At 38.9% G+C, this 17,325-nt stretch carries 17 protein-coding genes; 6 read left to right on the top strand and 11 right to left on the bottom strand.

The features are described 5' to 3' along the window. Positions 1–116: 116 nt before the first annotated feature. Complete coding sequence (locus tag A3Q33_RS02335; RefSeq protein WP_155866680.1) at positions 117–989, bottom strand: RluA family pseudouridine synthase; 873 nt, start codon at positions 987–989, stop codon at positions 117–119. A 212-nt stretch (positions 990–1,201) separates the two neighbouring features. Between A3Q33_RS02335 and A3Q33_RS02330 the strand changes: the two genes are divergently transcribed. Continuing rightward, positions 1,202–1,555, top strand: a complete 354-nt coding sequence (locus A3Q33_RS02330) for a ribonuclease E inhibitor RraB (RefSeq protein WP_081178505.1) — start codon at positions 1,202–1,204, stop codon at positions 1,553–1,555. Between the two features lie 20 nt (positions 1,556–1,575). Further along, positions 1,576–1,788: a hypothetical protein gene (locus A3Q33_RS02325; protein ID WP_081178503.1), complete on the top strand. Its 213-nt coding sequence runs from the start codon at positions 1,576–1,578 to the stop codon at positions 1,786–1,788. Between the two features lie 86 nt (positions 1,789–1,874). Here the strand turns inward: A3Q33_RS02325 and A3Q33_RS02320 are convergent, their stop codons facing one another. Both A3Q33_RS02320 and A3Q33_RS02315 read right to left on the bottom strand, forming a co-directional pair. Beyond that, positions 1,875–2,549 (bottom strand): nitroreductase family protein, encoded by a 675-nt coding sequence (locus tag A3Q33_RS02320; RefSeq protein WP_081182214.1) that lies wholly within the window; start codon positions 2,547–2,549, stop codon positions 1,875–1,877. A gap of 118 nt (positions 2,550–2,667) precedes the next feature. Further along, positions 2,668–2,943 (bottom strand): hypothetical protein, encoded by a 276-nt coding sequence (locus A3Q33_RS02315; RefSeq protein ID WP_081178501.1) that lies wholly within the window; start codon positions 2,941–2,943, stop codon positions 2,668–2,670. A gap of 311 nt (positions 2,944–3,254) precedes the next feature. On the opposite strand from A3Q33_RS02315, the gene A3Q33_RS02310 reads away from it, so the two are divergent. After that, positions 3,255–4,127, top strand: coding sequence for a universal stress protein (locus A3Q33_RS02310; RefSeq protein WP_081178499.1), 873 nt, complete (start codon positions 3,255–3,257; stop codon positions 4,125–4,127). An 83-nt stretch (positions 4,128–4,210) separates the two neighbouring features. On the opposite strand, the gene purL is transcribed toward A3Q33_RS02310, so the two are convergent. After that, complete coding sequence (purL, locus tag A3Q33_RS02305) at positions 4,211–8,161, bottom strand: phosphoribosylformylglycinamidine synthase (RefSeq protein WP_081182210.1); 3,951 nt, start codon at positions 8,159–8,161, stop codon at positions 4,211–4,213. Between the two features lie 195 nt (positions 8,162–8,356). Here purL and mltF point away from each other — a divergent pair, with 195 nt between their 5' ends. Both mltF and A3Q33_RS20555 read left to right on the top strand, forming a co-directional pair. Next, positions 8,357–9,790, top strand: a complete 1,434-nt coding sequence (gene mltF, locus A3Q33_RS02300) for a membrane-bound lytic murein transglycosylase MltF (protein WP_081178497.1) — start codon at positions 8,357–8,359, stop codon at positions 9,788–9,790. Positions 9,791–10,026: 236 nt separating this feature from the next. Then, entirely contained in the window at positions 10,027–10,185 is a 159-nt protein-coding gene (locus A3Q33_RS20555; protein WP_155866679.1) for a hypothetical protein, read from the top strand. A gap of 553 nt (positions 10,186–10,738) precedes the next feature. On the opposite strand, the gene tadA is transcribed toward A3Q33_RS20555, so the two are convergent. The 7 genes from tadA to A3Q33_RS02265 all read right to left on the bottom strand — a co-directional run bounded on the left by tadA (position 10,739) and on the right by A3Q33_RS02265 (position 16,194). Continuing rightward, a complete protein-coding gene (tadA, locus tag A3Q33_RS02295) occupies positions 10,739–11,269 on the bottom strand; it encodes a tRNA adenosine(34) deaminase TadA (protein WP_081178494.1) in 531 nt (176 codons plus the stop codon). 30 nt (positions 11,270–11,299) lie between these two features. Then, the gene (gene hemW / locus A3Q33_RS02290) at positions 11,300–12,445 is read right to left on the bottom strand and encodes a radical SAM family heme chaperone HemW (RefSeq protein WP_081178492.1); all 1,146 of its coding nucleotides are present in this window, start codon (positions 12,443–12,445) and stop codon (positions 11,300–11,302) included. Then, positions 12,446–13,045, bottom strand: a complete 600-nt coding sequence (locus A3Q33_RS02285) for an XTP/dITP diphosphatase (RefSeq protein ID WP_081178489.1) — start codon at positions 13,043–13,045, stop codon at positions 12,446–12,448. A gap of 360 nt (positions 13,046–13,405) precedes the next feature. Further along, a complete protein-coding gene (locus A3Q33_RS02280) occupies positions 13,406–13,846 on the bottom strand; it encodes a DUF4426 domain-containing protein (protein ID WP_081178487.1) in 441 nt (146 codons plus the stop codon). A 71-nt stretch (positions 13,847–13,917) separates the two neighbouring features. After that, positions 13,918–14,466 carry a YggT family protein gene (locus A3Q33_RS02275; RefSeq protein WP_081178484.1) on the bottom strand — a complete coding sequence of 183 codons (549 nt, stop codon included), beginning with the start codon at positions 14,464–14,466 and terminating at the stop codon, positions 13,918–13,920. A 104-nt stretch (positions 14,467–14,570) separates the two neighbouring features. Next, positions 14,571–15,383, bottom strand: coding sequence for a pyrroline-5-carboxylate reductase (gene proC / locus A3Q33_RS02270; protein WP_081178482.1), 813 nt, complete (start codon positions 15,381–15,383; stop codon positions 14,571–14,573). Positions 15,384–15,519: 136 nt separating this feature from the next. Further along, a complete protein-coding gene (locus A3Q33_RS02265) occupies positions 15,520–16,194 on the bottom strand; it encodes a YggS family pyridoxal phosphate-dependent enzyme (protein ID WP_081178480.1) in 675 nt (224 codons plus the stop codon). A gap of 69 nt (positions 16,195–16,263) precedes the next feature. On the opposite strand from A3Q33_RS02265, the gene A3Q33_RS02260 reads away from it, so the two are divergent. Beyond that, positions 16,264–17,307 carry a type IV pilus twitching motility protein PilT gene (locus tag A3Q33_RS02260; RefSeq protein WP_081149400.1) on the top strand — a complete coding sequence of 348 codons (1,044 nt, stop codon included), beginning with the start codon at positions 16,264–16,266 and terminating at the stop codon, positions 17,305–17,307. Positions 17,308–17,325 lie beyond the last annotated feature (18 nt).

The following is a 17,325-nucleotide window of genomic DNA, read 5'->3' as shown; positions in this document are numbered from 1 at the left end:
AAAATGAATAACTACTGACTAAGTTTATGCCTTGTCATGATCCATTTTTCCTCATGAAAAAGTAGAACACTTAATTAATCAAATGGCTATTAATCAAATTGGCAGCAAAGATCGCACTACTCGCTTAGTTTTTCTAACTGCGGTCGTAACGCTTCGGGTAGAGAAAATATTTGCTCTGCATGTGTTATTGGGCAGATAAACTTTAGCTGTACGGCGCATAGCTGCAGATCGACTTGCTCATTGGTTGCATTGATTTTATTTAGCGCAGCTTCGCTTCCATGCAGCCTGTCACCCACTACGGGTAAGCCGATGCTAGCTGCGTGAATACGTATTTGATGTTTGCGACCCGTTTCAATGTTTACTTGTACTAAAGATAAATGCTTTTCTTGATTATATTCAAGGTTTAGGAAGTGGCTACGAGCAGCCTTTTCATCAATCGCCGAGTCAATTATTTCAGGTTGCGGTCGCTGTTGATGATCGCCGTGGACAATAATGTGATAGGTTTTTTCTATTTGGTGTTGCTCAAACATTAAACTTAACGCCCGCGCTGCGTTTTTACTATGGGCGACTAAAATTAAACCTGTGGCAGCGCGATCAAGACGATGAACCGGAAAAACCGCACGTTCAGGCAGTAAGTTTTTTTGTGCCCAGCGCGTGATCGTACAGTGATCACTCCATTTAGAGCCTTGAGACAACATGCCATAAGGCTTATACCAAACACTATAATCAGTTAAATCTGCTATCAATGTTGCAGGTGTCGGTATTTGCGACAATACCGTTGCGTCGTAATAAAAATGCAGTTTATCGTCTAAATGTAACTTTTTTTTCAGCCGACGGCAGCGTTGCGTTGTTTTGCCTCTGCTATGCCATAAGGCACCTTTATCTATCGCTTTTTTTATTTCACCGACCGTTAAGTCACATTGAATTTGTAGCGCTTCCACTATACTTATTGTGCGATCAATATTGATATGACATTCAAATTTTTTCAAAACAAATCTACTTAATAAACTTATATCAGGTAGTTTAACAAATTTATTGCCTAAATTGGCGTATCTGAAGGCAACGCGTAATATTAGTGAGATAAAATAACAGATAAAATTTTAGTATTGGTTTAATTAAGCTTAATTAAGTTAAATTGAGCGTAGTTTTTAACTTAAGACAACGATAAAATGTGCGTTAATAAAACTGAGGAATATAAAAAATGCAACGTAATGAAGAATTGTTTCCACTCGACAATGTCGGTAACGCATTATGGGAAATGTTAGCAGCGGGCGATGATTTAACGCTAGAGAGAGAATTTGAATTTTCGGTTATTTTTTCTGATCAGGAGCAGGCATTAAAGTTTGGTCAATTGTTATTAGAAAATAATCAAAAACTTTCATTTTGCCCTTATCAAGGCGATGACGCTTTTCCTTGGGAAATTACAGCCTATCCATTTATGTCAGCAAGCTATGAAAATATAGCCGCTTATCAAGAGTTATTAACCTCAAGTGCCTCACCATTTTCAGGTAAATATGACGGTTGGTACTGTGTTGATAACAGTAATACAAAGTAATAGAAAAATAGAGGAATACTATGGATGTTCAACAGTTTGACCGTCTTAAAAATGTTAGCGCTAAGTCATTTAATGATCAAAAAGCGTTAATAAAAAAAGTGCTGGCGGGCCGAGACATTGCTTGTAAGCAGTGCGGAACACCTATTAGAGTTACTTTGCCAGAAGATAAAAAAACCACAGGTTTATTTTGTGCAAAAGGTTGCACAAATATCGCTTTAGACTTTGTATTATAAAAAGATAAAAAGATAAAAAGATAAAAAGCTAAAAAGCTACGTTTGACACGTAGTGCTGCAACGTAGCTTAATGCTCATTATCTGCTTTACAAAAATGTCGCAATATCCTCAAGCTTTTTCTTGCTCATGGCGTGATGTGGCACTGTCGCGTCTTCACTCGGATAACCGGCAATGATCAGCATATAAGGGCGACTATTTTCATCACGGTCACATACTTTTGTTAAAAAAGACATAGGCTTTGGTGTATGGGTTAACGTTACTAGGCCGCTTGAATGCAACGCATTAATTAAAAAGCCGGTAGCGATACCCACCGACTCATGTACGTAGTAATTGGTGTTTTTATCTTCGACAGCAATGCCACCCTTTTTCTCACTAAAAACAGCAATTAACCATGGCGCGTGCTCTAAGTAAGGTTTATTAGCATCTGTACCTAAAGGTTTTAACGCATCTAGCCATTCATCACTACCGCGACCTTGATAAAAGTTACTTTCGTGAATTTCTGCTTGCTGGCGAATTTGTTTTTTTACTTCGTGACTACTGATGGCGACAAAATGCCAAGGTTGATGATTAGCTCCGCTTGGCGCGGTTCCAGCGGCTTTTATACAGTTTTCAATAATGCGCTTTGCAACCGGGCGGTTACTAAAACTGCGGACACTATGGCGGCGTTTAATATTTTCATAAAAATCAGCAGAACGCTGTAACATTTCGTCGCTTGGATATTCAATATAATCGCTTAAAGGCGATGAATCATGGGCTTTCATAATACTTGTTGCTCTTACATTATTTCTTTCTAGCTTATCGATAAAGTTAGGCATAAGGCAAGCTTATGTAGAAATAACACCATGAAACAACTGGACTAAATACAGGGAGGATACTGACTTAGTAATCTTGATGTTTTTGATTAGATAACTGAATGAAATAGTTGTTCAGACCGGTAAACCGGCGTGTAGCCTCCGCTTTGTAAACGCCAAGACAAAGAAAAATGGTCATAATTAGGCTAATAACGGGTAAGTTAGTCGCTTGTATATAAGCAGATATTAGGGTTGTGATAACAGCACCAACAACAAAGTAGCTCAACGTGATCCGTAACCATACATAGGCTGCAATCATCATGCTCTGTAAATCGAGAGGTTTTAACGGCGTCGCAGTTTTCATTGGCAAGGCTCTTTTGGAGTAAGTAATTATCAGTCACTGAGTATAGTTAACTAAACTGGAATATATAAGTTAATTTTTATTCCTAAATAGTATATGTAAGAGGTTTAGTTTATAAACTTACGACTGTGATAAATAGTGAGGTGTTAAAAGTATTTTATTTCAGACATTTATAATATTTTGTGTTTGATTATTTACAGAATATTAAAATTTTTAAATTATTTTTTGTTGGATGATAAGATAATTTTCTACGAAGCGATTTAAATGGACTAAAATTATTGGGCGAGCTACTTAGGGATAAATAAGGTTTTAAGATGAAAAACTTTAAAAATATTTTAGTGATTGCTGAGGATATCGGCCTAAATCAAACCTTATTGCTGAAAGCGTTGAGGATTGCACACAGTGCTAAAGCGAATTTAACTATCATAGCCAATAAGCATGATAAAGAAATAGAGCAGCATCTTGAGCTAATTTATCAACAAAAGACGACAAGCTCAGCCTTGTTAAATGGACATAATCTAGAAAAATTGGCAATTGATATCAATATAAAATATTGTTCAGCTCCATTTTCTCACCAAGATGTATTGGCAGAAGTGGCTAATCACCGTTATGATTTATTAATTAAAGACATACATGCCGCACATTTTCGTTGGGGTTTATCTTGGTCTGATAACCATTATTTATTGCGAGAAGGTAATACTAACCTCTTGCTCGTTGGTAAAACACAATGGCCGGATAGAGGCAATATTTTAGCGGCATTAGAAACAGAAGAGTCAACAGATAAACACCAAAAATTGAACCAGTTTATGATTGAGGAAAGTCGTTATTTAGCGGCACTTTTAAACAGCGAAGTTCATTTAATTAACTGTTATCAAGAGCAACCGAGTATTTCGTTAGAAGATCGCTTACTTGAGGAAGGGGTTGAAGAGCCATTACAACAGCACTGGCGTCATTTACAAAGCTCTGCATCTAACTTTGATGTAGAGCAAGATCATATGCACGTTGAGCCCGGCTTGCCGGAATTTGTTATTCCGCATGAAGCGAAAAAATATAATGCTGACATTGTTACTTTAGGTGCAGGTGAACATCATGGTTTAATTGATTTACTTAAAGGGCATTCTACAGATTATGTGATTGATGGGCTTTCATGTGATGCACTTATTTTAAAAGCGAATGTATGCAATTAATTTTTTTGCCATAAGAAAAAAGCGCCAAAAGGCGCTTTTTCTGATGACACACAGTAACTTATTCCTGCAATAAGCCTGTGAGCTTAACCTATAAACTTACGTGCGTTTCTAAACATACGAACCCAAGGTGAATCTTCTTGCCATTCGTCAGGGTGCCATGAGTTTGCAACCGTGCGGAATACACGTTCAGGATGCGGCATCATAATAGTCACTCGGCCATCTGTTGTGGTTAGTGCTGTAATACCGTCAGGCGAACCGTTCGGGTTAGCCGGGTAAGTTTCAGTAATATGACCATAGTTATCAACAAAACGCATGGCGACTGTGCCAGACTCATTCGTATTATCAATAGCGTCGTCAGAGCTGAATTCCGCTCGACCTTCACCATGTGAAACAGCGATTGGCATACGTGAGCCAGCCATACCATCAAAGAAGATAGACGGCGTTTCTTGAATTTCAACCAAACTAAAACGTGCTTCAAATCGCTCTGATTTGTTTTGTACAAAGCGCGGCCAAGCTTCTGAACCTGGGATAATTTCTTTTAGGTTTGACAACATTTGACAGCCGTTACACACACCTAACGAGAAAGTATCTTCACGTTCGAAGAAGGTTTTGAACATGGCTTTAGCATCTTTGTTGAACAATATTGATTTTGCCCAACCTTCACCAGCACCAAGTACATCGCCGTATGAGAAACCACCACAAGCCACTAAACCATTAAAGTCAGCTAAATCAGTACGGCCAGATAAAATGTCTGACATGTGTACGTCAATAGCAACAAAGCCTGCACGGTCAAATGCTGCTGCCATTTCTACATGGGAGTTAACCCCTTGTTCACGTAAAATAGCAATGCGAGGATTAGTACCATGCTGTGCATCTTTTGCCATTAAATCAGCCACAATATCTTCATTGATATCAAAACTTAAATCAGCACTTAAACCTGGGTCTTCAGTGTCAAATTTAACATCATGCTCTTGTTGAGCACATTCTGGATTGTCTCGTAATGACTGCATTTTATGGGTGGTTTGTGCCCAAGTAGTACGGTAATAAGTACGAGAATTTTCTAACACCACTTCGCCATCTCGGCTAAAGCGGATAGTATCTTCGTTATTAATACGGCCAATATCAGTGCAACAATCTTCAATACCAAATTCAGCAAAAACGGTGTGGATAGCGTCAACATCACTTTCACGAATTTGAATTACTGCGCCAAGTTCTTCATTAAACAATACATCAACATCGTTGCCTGATGCTGAAGTCAGTTTGCTTAAATCAATATCAACACCGGTATGCCCAGCAAATGCCATTTCTACAACTGTGGTGAATAAACCGCCGTCAGAAATATCATGATAAGCAATCAGTTTTTCATCACGCACTAATGTTTGCATGGCATTGAAGAAACCTTTTAAGGTTTCAGGACAATCCACGTCAGGGGTTTCATTACCAAGCTGTTTATAAACTTGTGCTAAACATGAACCACCTAAACGCTGTTTGCCTTTAGATAAATCAATGGCAACGATGCGAGTCTCACCTTGATCAATTCTTAATTCAGGTGTTACGGTTTTACGAATGTCTTCAACAACACCAAAAGCGGTGATAATTAACGACATAGGTGAGGTTACCGATTTCTGTTCGCCATTTTCATCCCATTGTGTGCGCATTGACATCGAGTCTTTACCAACCGGAATCGTTAAACCAAGCGCTGGACAAAGTTCTTCACCAATCGCTTTAACCGCTTCGTATAAACCGGCATCTTCACCAGGATGACCCGCAGGTGACATCCAGTTTGCTGAAAGTTTGATTCGGTTTAATCTATCACCGTCAGGACCAGCAATATCAGTACCGGCTATATTGGTTAATGACTCTGCTACGGCTAAACGTGCTGAAGCACCAAAGTTTAATAAGGCAACCGGTGTACGTTCACCCAACGACATAGCTTCGCCGTGGTATGAATCAAGCGCTGATGCGGTAACACCACAATCGGCGACAGGTACTTGCCAAGGGCCAACCATTTGGTCGCGATTAACCATACCCGTTACCGAGCGGTCACCAATGGTGATTAAGAAGGTTTTTTCTGCAACAGTCGGCAAAGATAAAATACGCTCTGCGGCATCAGTTAACGTGATATCGGCAACGCTAAAGTTATCGCCAGTGGCTACTTTTGTTTCAACGTCTTTGAATATTTTAGGCGTTTTGCCTAATAATACTTCAAGTGGCAAATCAATCGGCGTAGCTAACTTATCGTTTCCGGCAAAATGTGAGTCAGTAACGGTTAAGTGCTCTTCTTCAGTTGCACGACCAACAACAGAAAATGGTGCACGTTCACGAAGACATATTTGTTCGAACGTCGCTAAGTTTTTATCTGATACAGCAATAACATAACGTTCTTGAGATTCGTTACACCAGATTTCATGAGGCGCCATGCTACGTTCATCATTAGGTACGTTACGCAGTTCAAAAACACCACCACGGCCGCCATCTGAAACTAGCTCAGGAAAGGCATTTGATAACCCACCCGCGCCAACGTCATGAATGAAAGCTATAGGGTTTTCTTCGCCTAACTGCCAACACTTATCAATAACTTCTTGGCAACGACGTTCCATTTCAGGATTTTCACGTTGTACGGAAGCAAAATCTAAACTCTCAGCCGATTGACCTGATGCCATTGAAGAAGCAGCACCGCCACCTAAACCAATGTTCATTGCAGGACCGCCAAGGGCAATTAAGTTAGCGCCAACAACAATTTCACGTTTTTGTACGTGCTCGTCACGAATATTACCTAAACCACCCGCCAACATAATCGGCTTGTGATAACCACGCACTTCACTGCCATTAAACGAGTTAACTTGTTCTTCGTAGGTACGGAAATAACCTAAAATAGCTGGGCGACCAAATTCATTATTAAACGCTGCGCCACCTAATGGACCTTCCGTCATAATATCTAAGGCTGAAACGATACGATTTGGTTTGCCAAAGTCAGTTTCCCATGGCTGTTCAAAACCCGGTATACGTAAGTTTGAAACTGAAAATCCTACTAAGCCTGCTTTAGGTTTTGAACCAATACCGGTTGCGCCTTCGTCACGAATTTCACCACCTGAGCCCGTTGCAGCGCCTGGGTAAGGAGAAATAGCAGTAGGGTGGTTGTGGGTTTCAACTTTCATTAAAATTTGAATGTCTTCATGGTGATAACCATAAACATTTGTTTCAGGATTTGGGAAGAAACGGCCGCCTTTGTTACCTACCATAACCGCAGCGTTGTCTTTATAAGCACTTAATACAAAGTCAGGGTTTACTTCATGGGTATTGCGGATCATTTTGAATAGCGATTTCGGCTGTTTTACACCGTCGATAGTCCAGTCGGCGTTAAATATTTTATGACGACAATGCTCAGAGTTTGCTTGGGCAAACATGTAAAGCTCAATGTCGTGCGGATTACGGCCAAGTTTACTGAAGTTTTCAAATAAATAATTTACTTCATCTTCTGCTAGCGCAAGCCCTAGTTCAATGTTGGCTTGTACTAATGCGTTTTTGCCGCCGTGTTCAATGTCAATACTGGTAAGTTCACCAGGCTCTGCACTCGCAAAAAGTGCGCTGGCTTCATTGATGTCAGTGAAAATTGATTCCATCATGCGATCATGAATCAAATTATTTAATGTCGATTGTTGCGCTGGCGTTAATGCTGCACTGTTTTCGGTGCTGACGTAGTAAGCTAAGCCGCGCTCTAGGCGAATAACCTTACTTAAACCACAGTTGTTAGCAATGTCGGTAGATTTTGATGACCAAGGAGATATCGTGCCAGGTCGTGGTGTTACTAATAAAAACTGCCCAACGGGGTCATGTTCTTCAATTGTAGGGCCATACTTAAGAAGTTGCTGTAAAACCGAGGCTTCTTCAACGTCTAAATCTGCTGAAACATGAGCGAAATGGGTAAATTCAGCATAGATATCCGTGACAGGCAATTGCAGCTCAGAACACTGATTTAATAGCTTGTTTACTCTAAAATCAGATAGTGCTGGCGCACCGCGAAAGGTTTTCATCAACATCGACATAGTCTATTTCACCGGGTTATATTAATTAACAAAATTAAGGATAAAAAACGCGCGTATTATAGATGAAATAGGGCGATTAGAGAAACGATTTGTCTCATTTCAAGCGAATTTCATGAGGGGAAAAGATGTCTAGGCGCAAAAAATAGCTTTTTAAATAACTCAATTCACGTGACAATAGAGATTATGATAAAAACACAAATAAAATCATTTGCAAATAACGTTAGCCTGAATAAGCTGCTGGCCTTGTTCTTATTGCCATGTATCCTCATGTTGTCTGCTTGTGAATCGCAAGATAGGTCTGCAAATTTGCAGCGTATTATTGATCGTGGTTATTTAACCGTTGGCACACTTTATGGTAACACTAGTTATTACCTTGACGCCGAAGGTCCCGCAGGTTTTGAATATGAACTTGCGCAAAAATATGCCGAATATTTAGGTGTCGAATTAAAAATGATGCCTAGTTATAATTTAAATGATTTATTTCAACAGCTGGATAATGGTAGCGTTGATTTGCTCGCTGCTGGGCTAGCGGTAACTGATGAGCGGCTTAAAAATTATCATTTTTCACCAAGCTATGATGATGTTAGTCAAAAGCTAGTGTTTAAGCAGGGTAATATTAGACCACGCACTTTGGCTGATTTAACAGGTACATTAGAAGTATTAGAGCACTCAAGTCACGTAGAAAGTTTATCACAATTAAAATTATCTAACCCGGAACTGACATGGTCGACAACCAGTGAATTAGATAGCGAAGAGCTTTTACTACGTGTACTTTCTGACGAAATTGATTACACCATTGCAGACACGAATACTTTGGCCGTTAGTCGCCGTTATTATCCTGAAATCAGTATAGGCTTTACTATTCGTAAAAAAGAATCATTAGCTTGGATGATCAATAAACATAGTGACGATTCTATTTTTGCCAGCTTAATTGAGTTTTTTGGGCAAGTTCATCATAACGGTGTTTTGTTGGCTTTGAATGATAAACATTATGGTCATATTGAAGAATTTAACTACGTAGATACACGTATGTTTATTAAGGCTATTGCAAATAAATTACCGGAGTATCAACCACTTTTTGAAAAATATGGACAAGAGGTAGACTGGCGTTTGTTAGCGGCTATAAGCTATCAAGAGTCGCATTGGGAACCTCATGCCCGTTCTTATACCGGTGTGCGTGGTATGATGATGCTAACCTTGCCGACAGCTAAACAAATGGGCATAAAAAGTCGTTTAGATGCTGAACAGAGTATTCGAGGTGGCGCTAAGTATTTTAAGCAAATGATTGCACGTATGCCAGCACGAGTTCCCTCGCCTGATCGACTTTGGTTTGCGCTTGCTTCATATAACATTGGCTTAGGGCATTTAAATGATGCTCGTAAAATTACTAAGCAACAAGGTGGAGATCCTGACCGTTGGGTGGAAGTAAAGGAGCGCTTGCCGTTGTTAAAACAGAAAAAATATTATAAGAAAACTCGCTATGGTTATGCGCGTGGCGATGAACCGGTTAATTATGTTGAAAATATTCGTCGTTACTATGATACATTAACATGGATGGATGATCAGGCTAAGCAAAGCGCAGCGAAAAATGAATTAGCGGTGAATGAAATACATTAGAAAATGTTAGGTTGTACCAGAAACATAATCTGTTATTTCATCAAAGTGTCATAAATGCGAGTGATAATAGTAAATGTTGTCTATATGTCATAGTATTGCCTGTATGACATAATGTTTAGGTAATATTTATGTCATAGACAGTTAATATTTAGATAAATAATATAAACGTCTCTACTTAAAAAATTAGCGAATAAATTAGCTAATAAATAAGTTAAACGTACGCCAAGGAGGTGGATATGAGAATTAAAAAGTGTTTAGTCAGTAACCAAAGAAAAAGAACATTACAACGTAACAAAGTAAGATTAGCTAACCGTCGACATACTCAGTTTGCATCTGAGCAGTTTCATCATGAAATACGTTCAATAAACGAAAATAACGAGTTAGAAAATCGCTAACTCGTAAAATTGAAATAAAAACTGCATTAGTAATAAACTCGCTTACCAATATCTCAATCCATTTGCGTTAAGTGCCTTCCTCGGCGATAACTTTTCCCTCTTACTGTAGTCCTCATCTTAGCTTTAGCGATTTAAATAAAGCGCTAAAGCAATAAAAGTATTACGGATAAAATCTCAATAATTTGTCATCGCTTCTATATTCATACCCATCTACCTGCGCATAAAATAGTCCAGCTAATGAATGGATATATATGGTATTACATTGGCTAAATTAGCAAAACTGCAATGTTAGGGCTTATCTAATGCAAGACATTTACGTTGGTATGATAAGGGATGAACAATCCACACTAGTTGAATTAAAAACCGTCGGAAATTACATGACGTAGACACGGCAATATTGGGCGGGAAAGTCATGCGTAATATCTCAGCTTTAACCTAATATTTTTAAGCTATGCTTTTAACCTAGGCTTTACGCTATGCCTGTAGATTAATAGCACTTTACATGGATAGAATTTTCAGTTCATTTTAGATGATTTTAGGTCATGAAGTGAGTTTATAGCTGTGATTTTCTTGCTTGTTTTTCGGCTTTTTTTTCCGCTCTTCTACGTTTAAAAAAAGCTGAAAGCATAACGCTACACTCGTCTGCTAAAAGGCCAGACTTTACAGTCACTTGATGATTATGTTTTTCATGGTTTACTAATGAAAATGCGCTGCCCGCTGCGCCTGTCTTTGAGTCTTCACTGGCAAAAACTAATCGGTTAATACGACTATGTACCAACAAGCCTGCACACATAGGGCAAGGCTCAAGAGTAACGTATAGCGTGCAATCGAGCAGACGATAATTTTTTAAGTTTTTACCTGCATCACGAATTGCTAGCATTTCGGCATGCGCAGAGGGGTCATTATTCATGATCGACTGATTAAAGCCTTCGCCAACAATTTCCCCTGCATAAACTACCACCGCACCTACCGGTATTTCATTATGGCTGTCTGCTATGTTAGCCAGCTCTATAGCTCGGCGCATAAACTTAATGTCGAGTTCAGAAAAACTGTCATCATTTGGTTGACTGATAATTTTAGTCATAAGTTTATCTGTAAGCGGGTTCTTCATAAACTATAAAAACATTTCTAATAAATCGTTAAGGTATCGATGCCCAAGCTTGCTTACTGACCAAAGTGTGCCATCAAACTCCATCAGGTTTTTATCTTGAGCTTTTAATAATGTCGGTAAAACACTATCGATGCTTAACCCCGTAAAAGCTTGGTATTCTTCAAGTGAGAAACCAGAAAATAGGCGCAAACGGTTCATCATGTATTCAAAGGGCAATTCTTCAGCCGTAACAGTATGCAGTTTATCAAGCGCTTTTCTGCTGGTATCTAAATACCCTTTTGGATGCTTAACTTTCACCGTACGATGAATGGTTTTGTTTGTAACATCAGTAATTTTGCCGTGAGCACCACAGCCAATACCGAGATAATCGCCAAACTTCCAATAGTTAAGGTTGTGCTGACATTGAAATTCAGGCTTGCTGTAGGCTGAAATTTCATATTGTTGATATCCAGCTTGGTTCAATAACGCAATGCCTTGGTCTTGGATATTCCAAAGTACTTCATCTTGCGGTAGTTTTGGTGGCCGAGAATGAAATGCCGTATTGGGTTCAATGGTGAGTTGATACCAAGAAATATGGCTAGGATTTAAACTAATAGCCGTTTTTAAATCATCAAGTGCATGGGCTACCGTTTGCTCAGGTAAACCGTGCATTAAGTCAAGATTAAAGCTTTTTACGCCACATTCGCTGGCTAAGTTTGCCGCTACTTTGGCTTGTTCGCTATCATGAATGCGACCTAGCTTAATTAACTTATCTGAAGCAAAGCTTTGTACCCCGATAGATAATCTTGAAACACCGCCATTAAAAAAGCCAATAAACTTTTCTGCTTCAACAGTACCAGGGTTCGCTTCTAAGGTAATTTCGATATCGGCTTTATGTTCAAAACGCCGTAATACCTCAGTTAGTAGCTGGTCGATAGCGGGGGCTGAAAATAAGCTTGGCGTACCACCGCCAATAAAAATTGAGTGCAAGGGTCTATTATTTAAACTAAAACGCTCAATGTCGCTGTCTAAATCAAGCAGCAACTGGGCAATATAGTCTTGCTCAGGAATCGCATGCTTTAATGCGTGAGAGTTAAAGTCACAATAAGGGCATTTTTCAACACACCAAGGGATATGAATATATAACGAAAGCGGCGGGGCAATTAACATTTAACGTATGGCTTCTAAAAGTTGTGGTACGAGTTTATTAAGTGCTTGGCCGCGGTGGCTAAGTTGGTTTTTTAGATCTCGTGGTAATTGTGCTGATGTCATTTGATGATCAGCCTGCCAAAATACAGGGTCGTATCCAAAGCCTTGTTCGCCTATTTTTTCTCGGGTAATACTGCCTTGCCAAACACCATGGCAAATAAGGGGGGTAGGGTCATTCTCATGACGCATATAAACCAAAACACAGTGAAAACGTGAGGTACGCTTATCATCAGCAACATTTTCTAGCGCATTTAAAAGCTTGTTGGTGTTGTCGTCATCACTGGCGTTTTCACCTGCATAACGCGCAGAATAAACCCCTGGTGCGCCGTTTAAAGCGTCAACTTCTAAACCAGAATCATCAGCAATAGCGGGTAAACCTGTAATTTTTGCTGCGTGGCGCGCTTTTATAATTGCGTTTTCAACAAAGGTTGTGCCCGTTTCCGCAACATCAGGAACATTGAATTCGCTTTGCGGCTTAATTTCAATATTTTGTGCTGCCAACAAACTTGCCAGTTCGTTTACTTTACCTTTGTTACCTGTTGCTAATACGATAGTGGTCATGAAAACACCTTTTACTTTTTACATTACGCGCTTAAATAGTTAACTTAAATAAGCCATTTACCCAGTATCGATACTAATAAGTAGGCGACTAGATAAATTAATTAAAACAATGGCGCGCATAATACCTTAATCTGCAGTAAAGGGGGAGCGTCAAACACTGAATTGTGCAGTACACCTGAGGAATTATGTTGTTCAGCTAGATATAAAGCTTAGCGCAAGTAGCGTGGTAATATCAGCTGACTAATAGCCGTTATGTACTCGGTAGCGGTCAATAAAAAAGCGGCAAATCAATTGCCGCTTTACTATAAAGTAAAATAATACATTAGCCTTGAAGGCTTTATTTATTTAATTAACCTAAACCTAATCCACATAAAATTTTTGTGTGAACTTTAAATTATGCTGTTTACCTTTGTCGGTGATATTAATATCAAAGTAAATGGTTTCTTCGTTGGTGTAGCTGACCTGTGCTAGGTAATAAATTGCATCGCCTTCTTTTACTTCCATAAAATCGAGTGATTTAATTTGGCCCACATCATTACGCGCTCTACCGCTTATATTAACCATTTTTGATGGGTGACTGGCTTGTGTGTTATCAAGTACTGAAATATTAATCAAACCTTTATAACGGCTACGTTCAATCCCATAAGCTTTAGCAATTTCAGGCGTTAAAAACGTGGAACCTAAAGCAATATAATGAACATTAATGTCGTCCATTTTTTTCATGTTTTCAGCATTAACAGAAGCCATAAACGTGACGGCTAAAAAAACTAATGTCACGAGTTTACTAATAACTTTTTTCATGTTTTTGACCTTATAATTTAAGTCGTTCTTATTAAGTATATACGACGATATTCATTAGGATAAATTAACGTTTAGAGCATCGACCAATATGGCACCCAACCGCCAAGTAAAATATTAATTACATTTAATAATAAAAAGGCGATAAGCACTGATAAATCAAGGCCACCAATGCTTGGGATAATACGTCTTATTGGTGTTAATATCGGCGCGGTTAATTGACTGAAAATCATTTGAGTTGGGTTGTAACCTTGCACTACCCAGCTCATTAACGCCATTACAAGCATGATAATAAACAGCAAGACACCCGTTTGCTTAATGAGATAAATTAACCCTAAATATAAAGCAGAAATAATATCAATGGGGCCGCCATTGAGTAATGGAATGATGATAAAAGTTAAGGTAGCGAAAATATAAGCTAACACAATAGTCGCTAAGTCAACGCCACCTACACCCGGAATAATGCGGCGCAATGGGATAACTAAAGGGTTACTCACTTTAACAATAAACTGACTGAGTGGGTTGTAAAAATCAGCGCGAACAAGTTGTAGCCAAACGCGTAACACTAAAATCATGAGAAATGTGTCAAAGGCAAATTTAAGCAAGTAATTAATTGCTTCCATCTAAAACTCCAAAATAATAATTTATAATATAAAAAACTAAAGTAATCAGTGTTTTACTGATTACTTAAATGCTTAGTACTTCCAGTATGCCGATAGTAATACTATTAAGCCGTTTTCGCCATTTCTTTAGCGCGATCTACGGCACAATTCATGGCATTGGATACCAACTTTTCTAAACCACCATCAATCAAAGAGGTTAACGCGGCTTGGGTTGTACCACCTTTAGAAGTAACGTTCTCGCGTAACTTGCCAATGGGGAGTTTATTTTCAATCACCATTTTAGCGGCACCTAAAGCGGTCTGCTGTACTAGCTCTCGACTATCTTGCTCACTAAAGCCGTAAGCGATAGCTTGCTTTTGCATCGCTTCCATAAATAAGAAAAAATAGGCGGGGGCTGAGCCTGACACAGCAATAATATGGTCAATTTGTTCTTCAGAAGTTAACCACTTAACGATGCCAACAGACTCCATAAGTGTTGTTGTGAACGCTTTTTCTTCTTCAGTAGTGTGAGCGTTAGCATATATTCCAGAAACCCCACAACCGAGTTGTGAAGGGGTGTTCGGCATAGTTCTGATCACAGTACAGGGCTTAACTAACGCAAGTTCTATTTGCTTAATGGTGCATCCTGCAGCAACAGAGATAAAACATTTATCGGTAATATCGATATTCTTACCTAAATGTTGGCAAACTTCCTCAATAAGGTAAGGCTTAACGCCAAGCACGATAACATCAGCAAAAGTTGCTGCTTCAATATTACACTGTGTTTGCTTAATACCATGTACTGCTTGCAGTGCTAAACGCTTTTCAGCTGAAGGATTCGATACGATAATATGTTCAGGGTTAAAACCGCCATTTATAAGACCCGAAATAATTGCACCGTTCATGTTTCCTGCGCCAATAAAAGCTATTTTTTTCATAATTTTCCTATCAAGTTTTGCTGATTCAATGGATATAATTTTTAGTTCGAATATCAAAATTCTATTATGTTAAAGCTGCCACTATTGCTAGTGGAACTTAATTTGTTCTATTGTACTATTTTTTGAGCTGATTTATTTAGCTTCTAGCACCAAATATTGCTGAACCTATACGAACCAAGGTAGATCCCGCATTAATAGCAAGTTGCAAATCTGCAGACATACCCATTGATAAGGTATCCATGCTTGGGTATTGCTTTTTAAGTTTCAAGAATAAGTTTTGCATCTCAATAAAGCTTGCTTGAGAAGCATTTTTTTCTGGAATGGCCATCAAACCGCGTAAGCATAAATTGTCACAACTTTCGATAACACTAAGCAGTGCAGGAAGCTCTTGAGGCAAAACGCCAGATTTACTTAATTCACCACTAATATTCACTTGTAAACAAATGTTTAGCGGGGTATCTTGACCAGACCTATGCTCGTTAAGGCGTTTTGCAACTTTGATTCTATCTATGCTATGTACCCAAGAAAAGTGGCTGGCAATTAACTTGGTTTTATTCGTTTGAATTGGGCCAATAAAATGCCACGTTATATCCGTCTTATTTTGCAATGCGGTAATTTTTTCAACCGCTTCTTGTACATAGCTTTCGCCAAAATTTCGTTGCCCAGCCGTGTAAGCTTGCTCGAGCATTTCAATAGGTTTAGTTTTACTAACGGCAAGCAAAGTAACTTCATTAGCGTTGCGTTTAGCGCGCTGACAAGCAGAAGAAATTTGCAGTTCTACAGCAGCAATATTATCTTTAATAGCAATCATATTGTTTATTTCAGCTCTCAATGACTTATTCAGTTGTTAGTTAATTATTAATTAGACTCAGAGGTTTGTATGGATATTACCGAATTACTCGCATTTAGTGTGGAAAATAATGCTTCAGATTTACATTTATCAACGGGTACACCCCCATCTATTCGCGTCGATGGTGACGTACGTAAGCTAAATATACCAGCATTTGACGAAAAAGATGTCAACGCTTTGGTCTATGATATTATGAATGATCGCCAACGCAAAGAGTATGAAGAAAATTTAGAGGTCGATTTCTCTTTTGAAGTGCCAAATTTAGCGCGCTTCAGGGTCAATGCTTTTAACCAAAACCGTGGTCCTGCCGCTGTATTTCGAACCATTCCTAGTAAAATATTGTCATTAGACGACTTAGGTTGTCCTGATATTTTTCGGGATATTTCGGAATTACCTCGTGGCTTAGTTTTGGTTACTGGTCCTACGGGTTCAGGTAAATCCACAACGCTTGCGGCCATGGTTGATCATATTAACAAAACTAAACACGATCACATTTTAACCATTGAAGACCCTATCGAATTTGTTCATCAAAACCATTCATGTTTAATTAACCAACGTGAAGTACACCGTGACACATTAAGTTTTAGCGCGGCATTGCGCTCAGCGTTACGTGAAGATCCCGATGTTATTTTAGTTGGTGAAATGCGTGACTTAGAAACCATACGTTTAGCGATGACCGCCGCGGAAACTGGCCATTTAGTTTTTGGTACTTTGCATACAACTTCAGCGCCAAAAACTATTGACCGTATTATTGATGTATTCCCAGGTGAAGAAAAAGCCATGGTGCGTTCAATGCTTTCAGAATCATTACGTGCGGTAATTTCTCAAACACTGGTTAAAAAAGTTGGTGGTGGTCGTGTAGCTGCGCACGAAATTATGATGGGTGTGCCGGCCATTCGTAACCTTATCCGTGAAGATAAAATTGCGCAAATGTATTCTGTTATTCAAACCGGTATGTCTCATGGTATGCAAACTATGGATCAATGTTTACAAAACCTTGTTAGTCGGGGCATGATCACCAGACAAGATGCCATGGACAAAGCACAAGATAAAAACCAATTTAGTGGTTACTAGTCTCGAAAAAAGCAAAAG

Origin of the sequence: Colwellia sp. PAMC 21821 (genome assembly GCF_002077175.1) — a bacterium.
Classification (GTDB): domain Bacteria; phylum Pseudomonadota; class Gammaproteobacteria; order Enterobacterales; family Alteromonadaceae; genus Cognaticolwellia.
The sequence above is the reverse complement of the archived record's forward strand: the minus strand, read 5'-3'. Positions and strand labels throughout refer to the sequence as shown.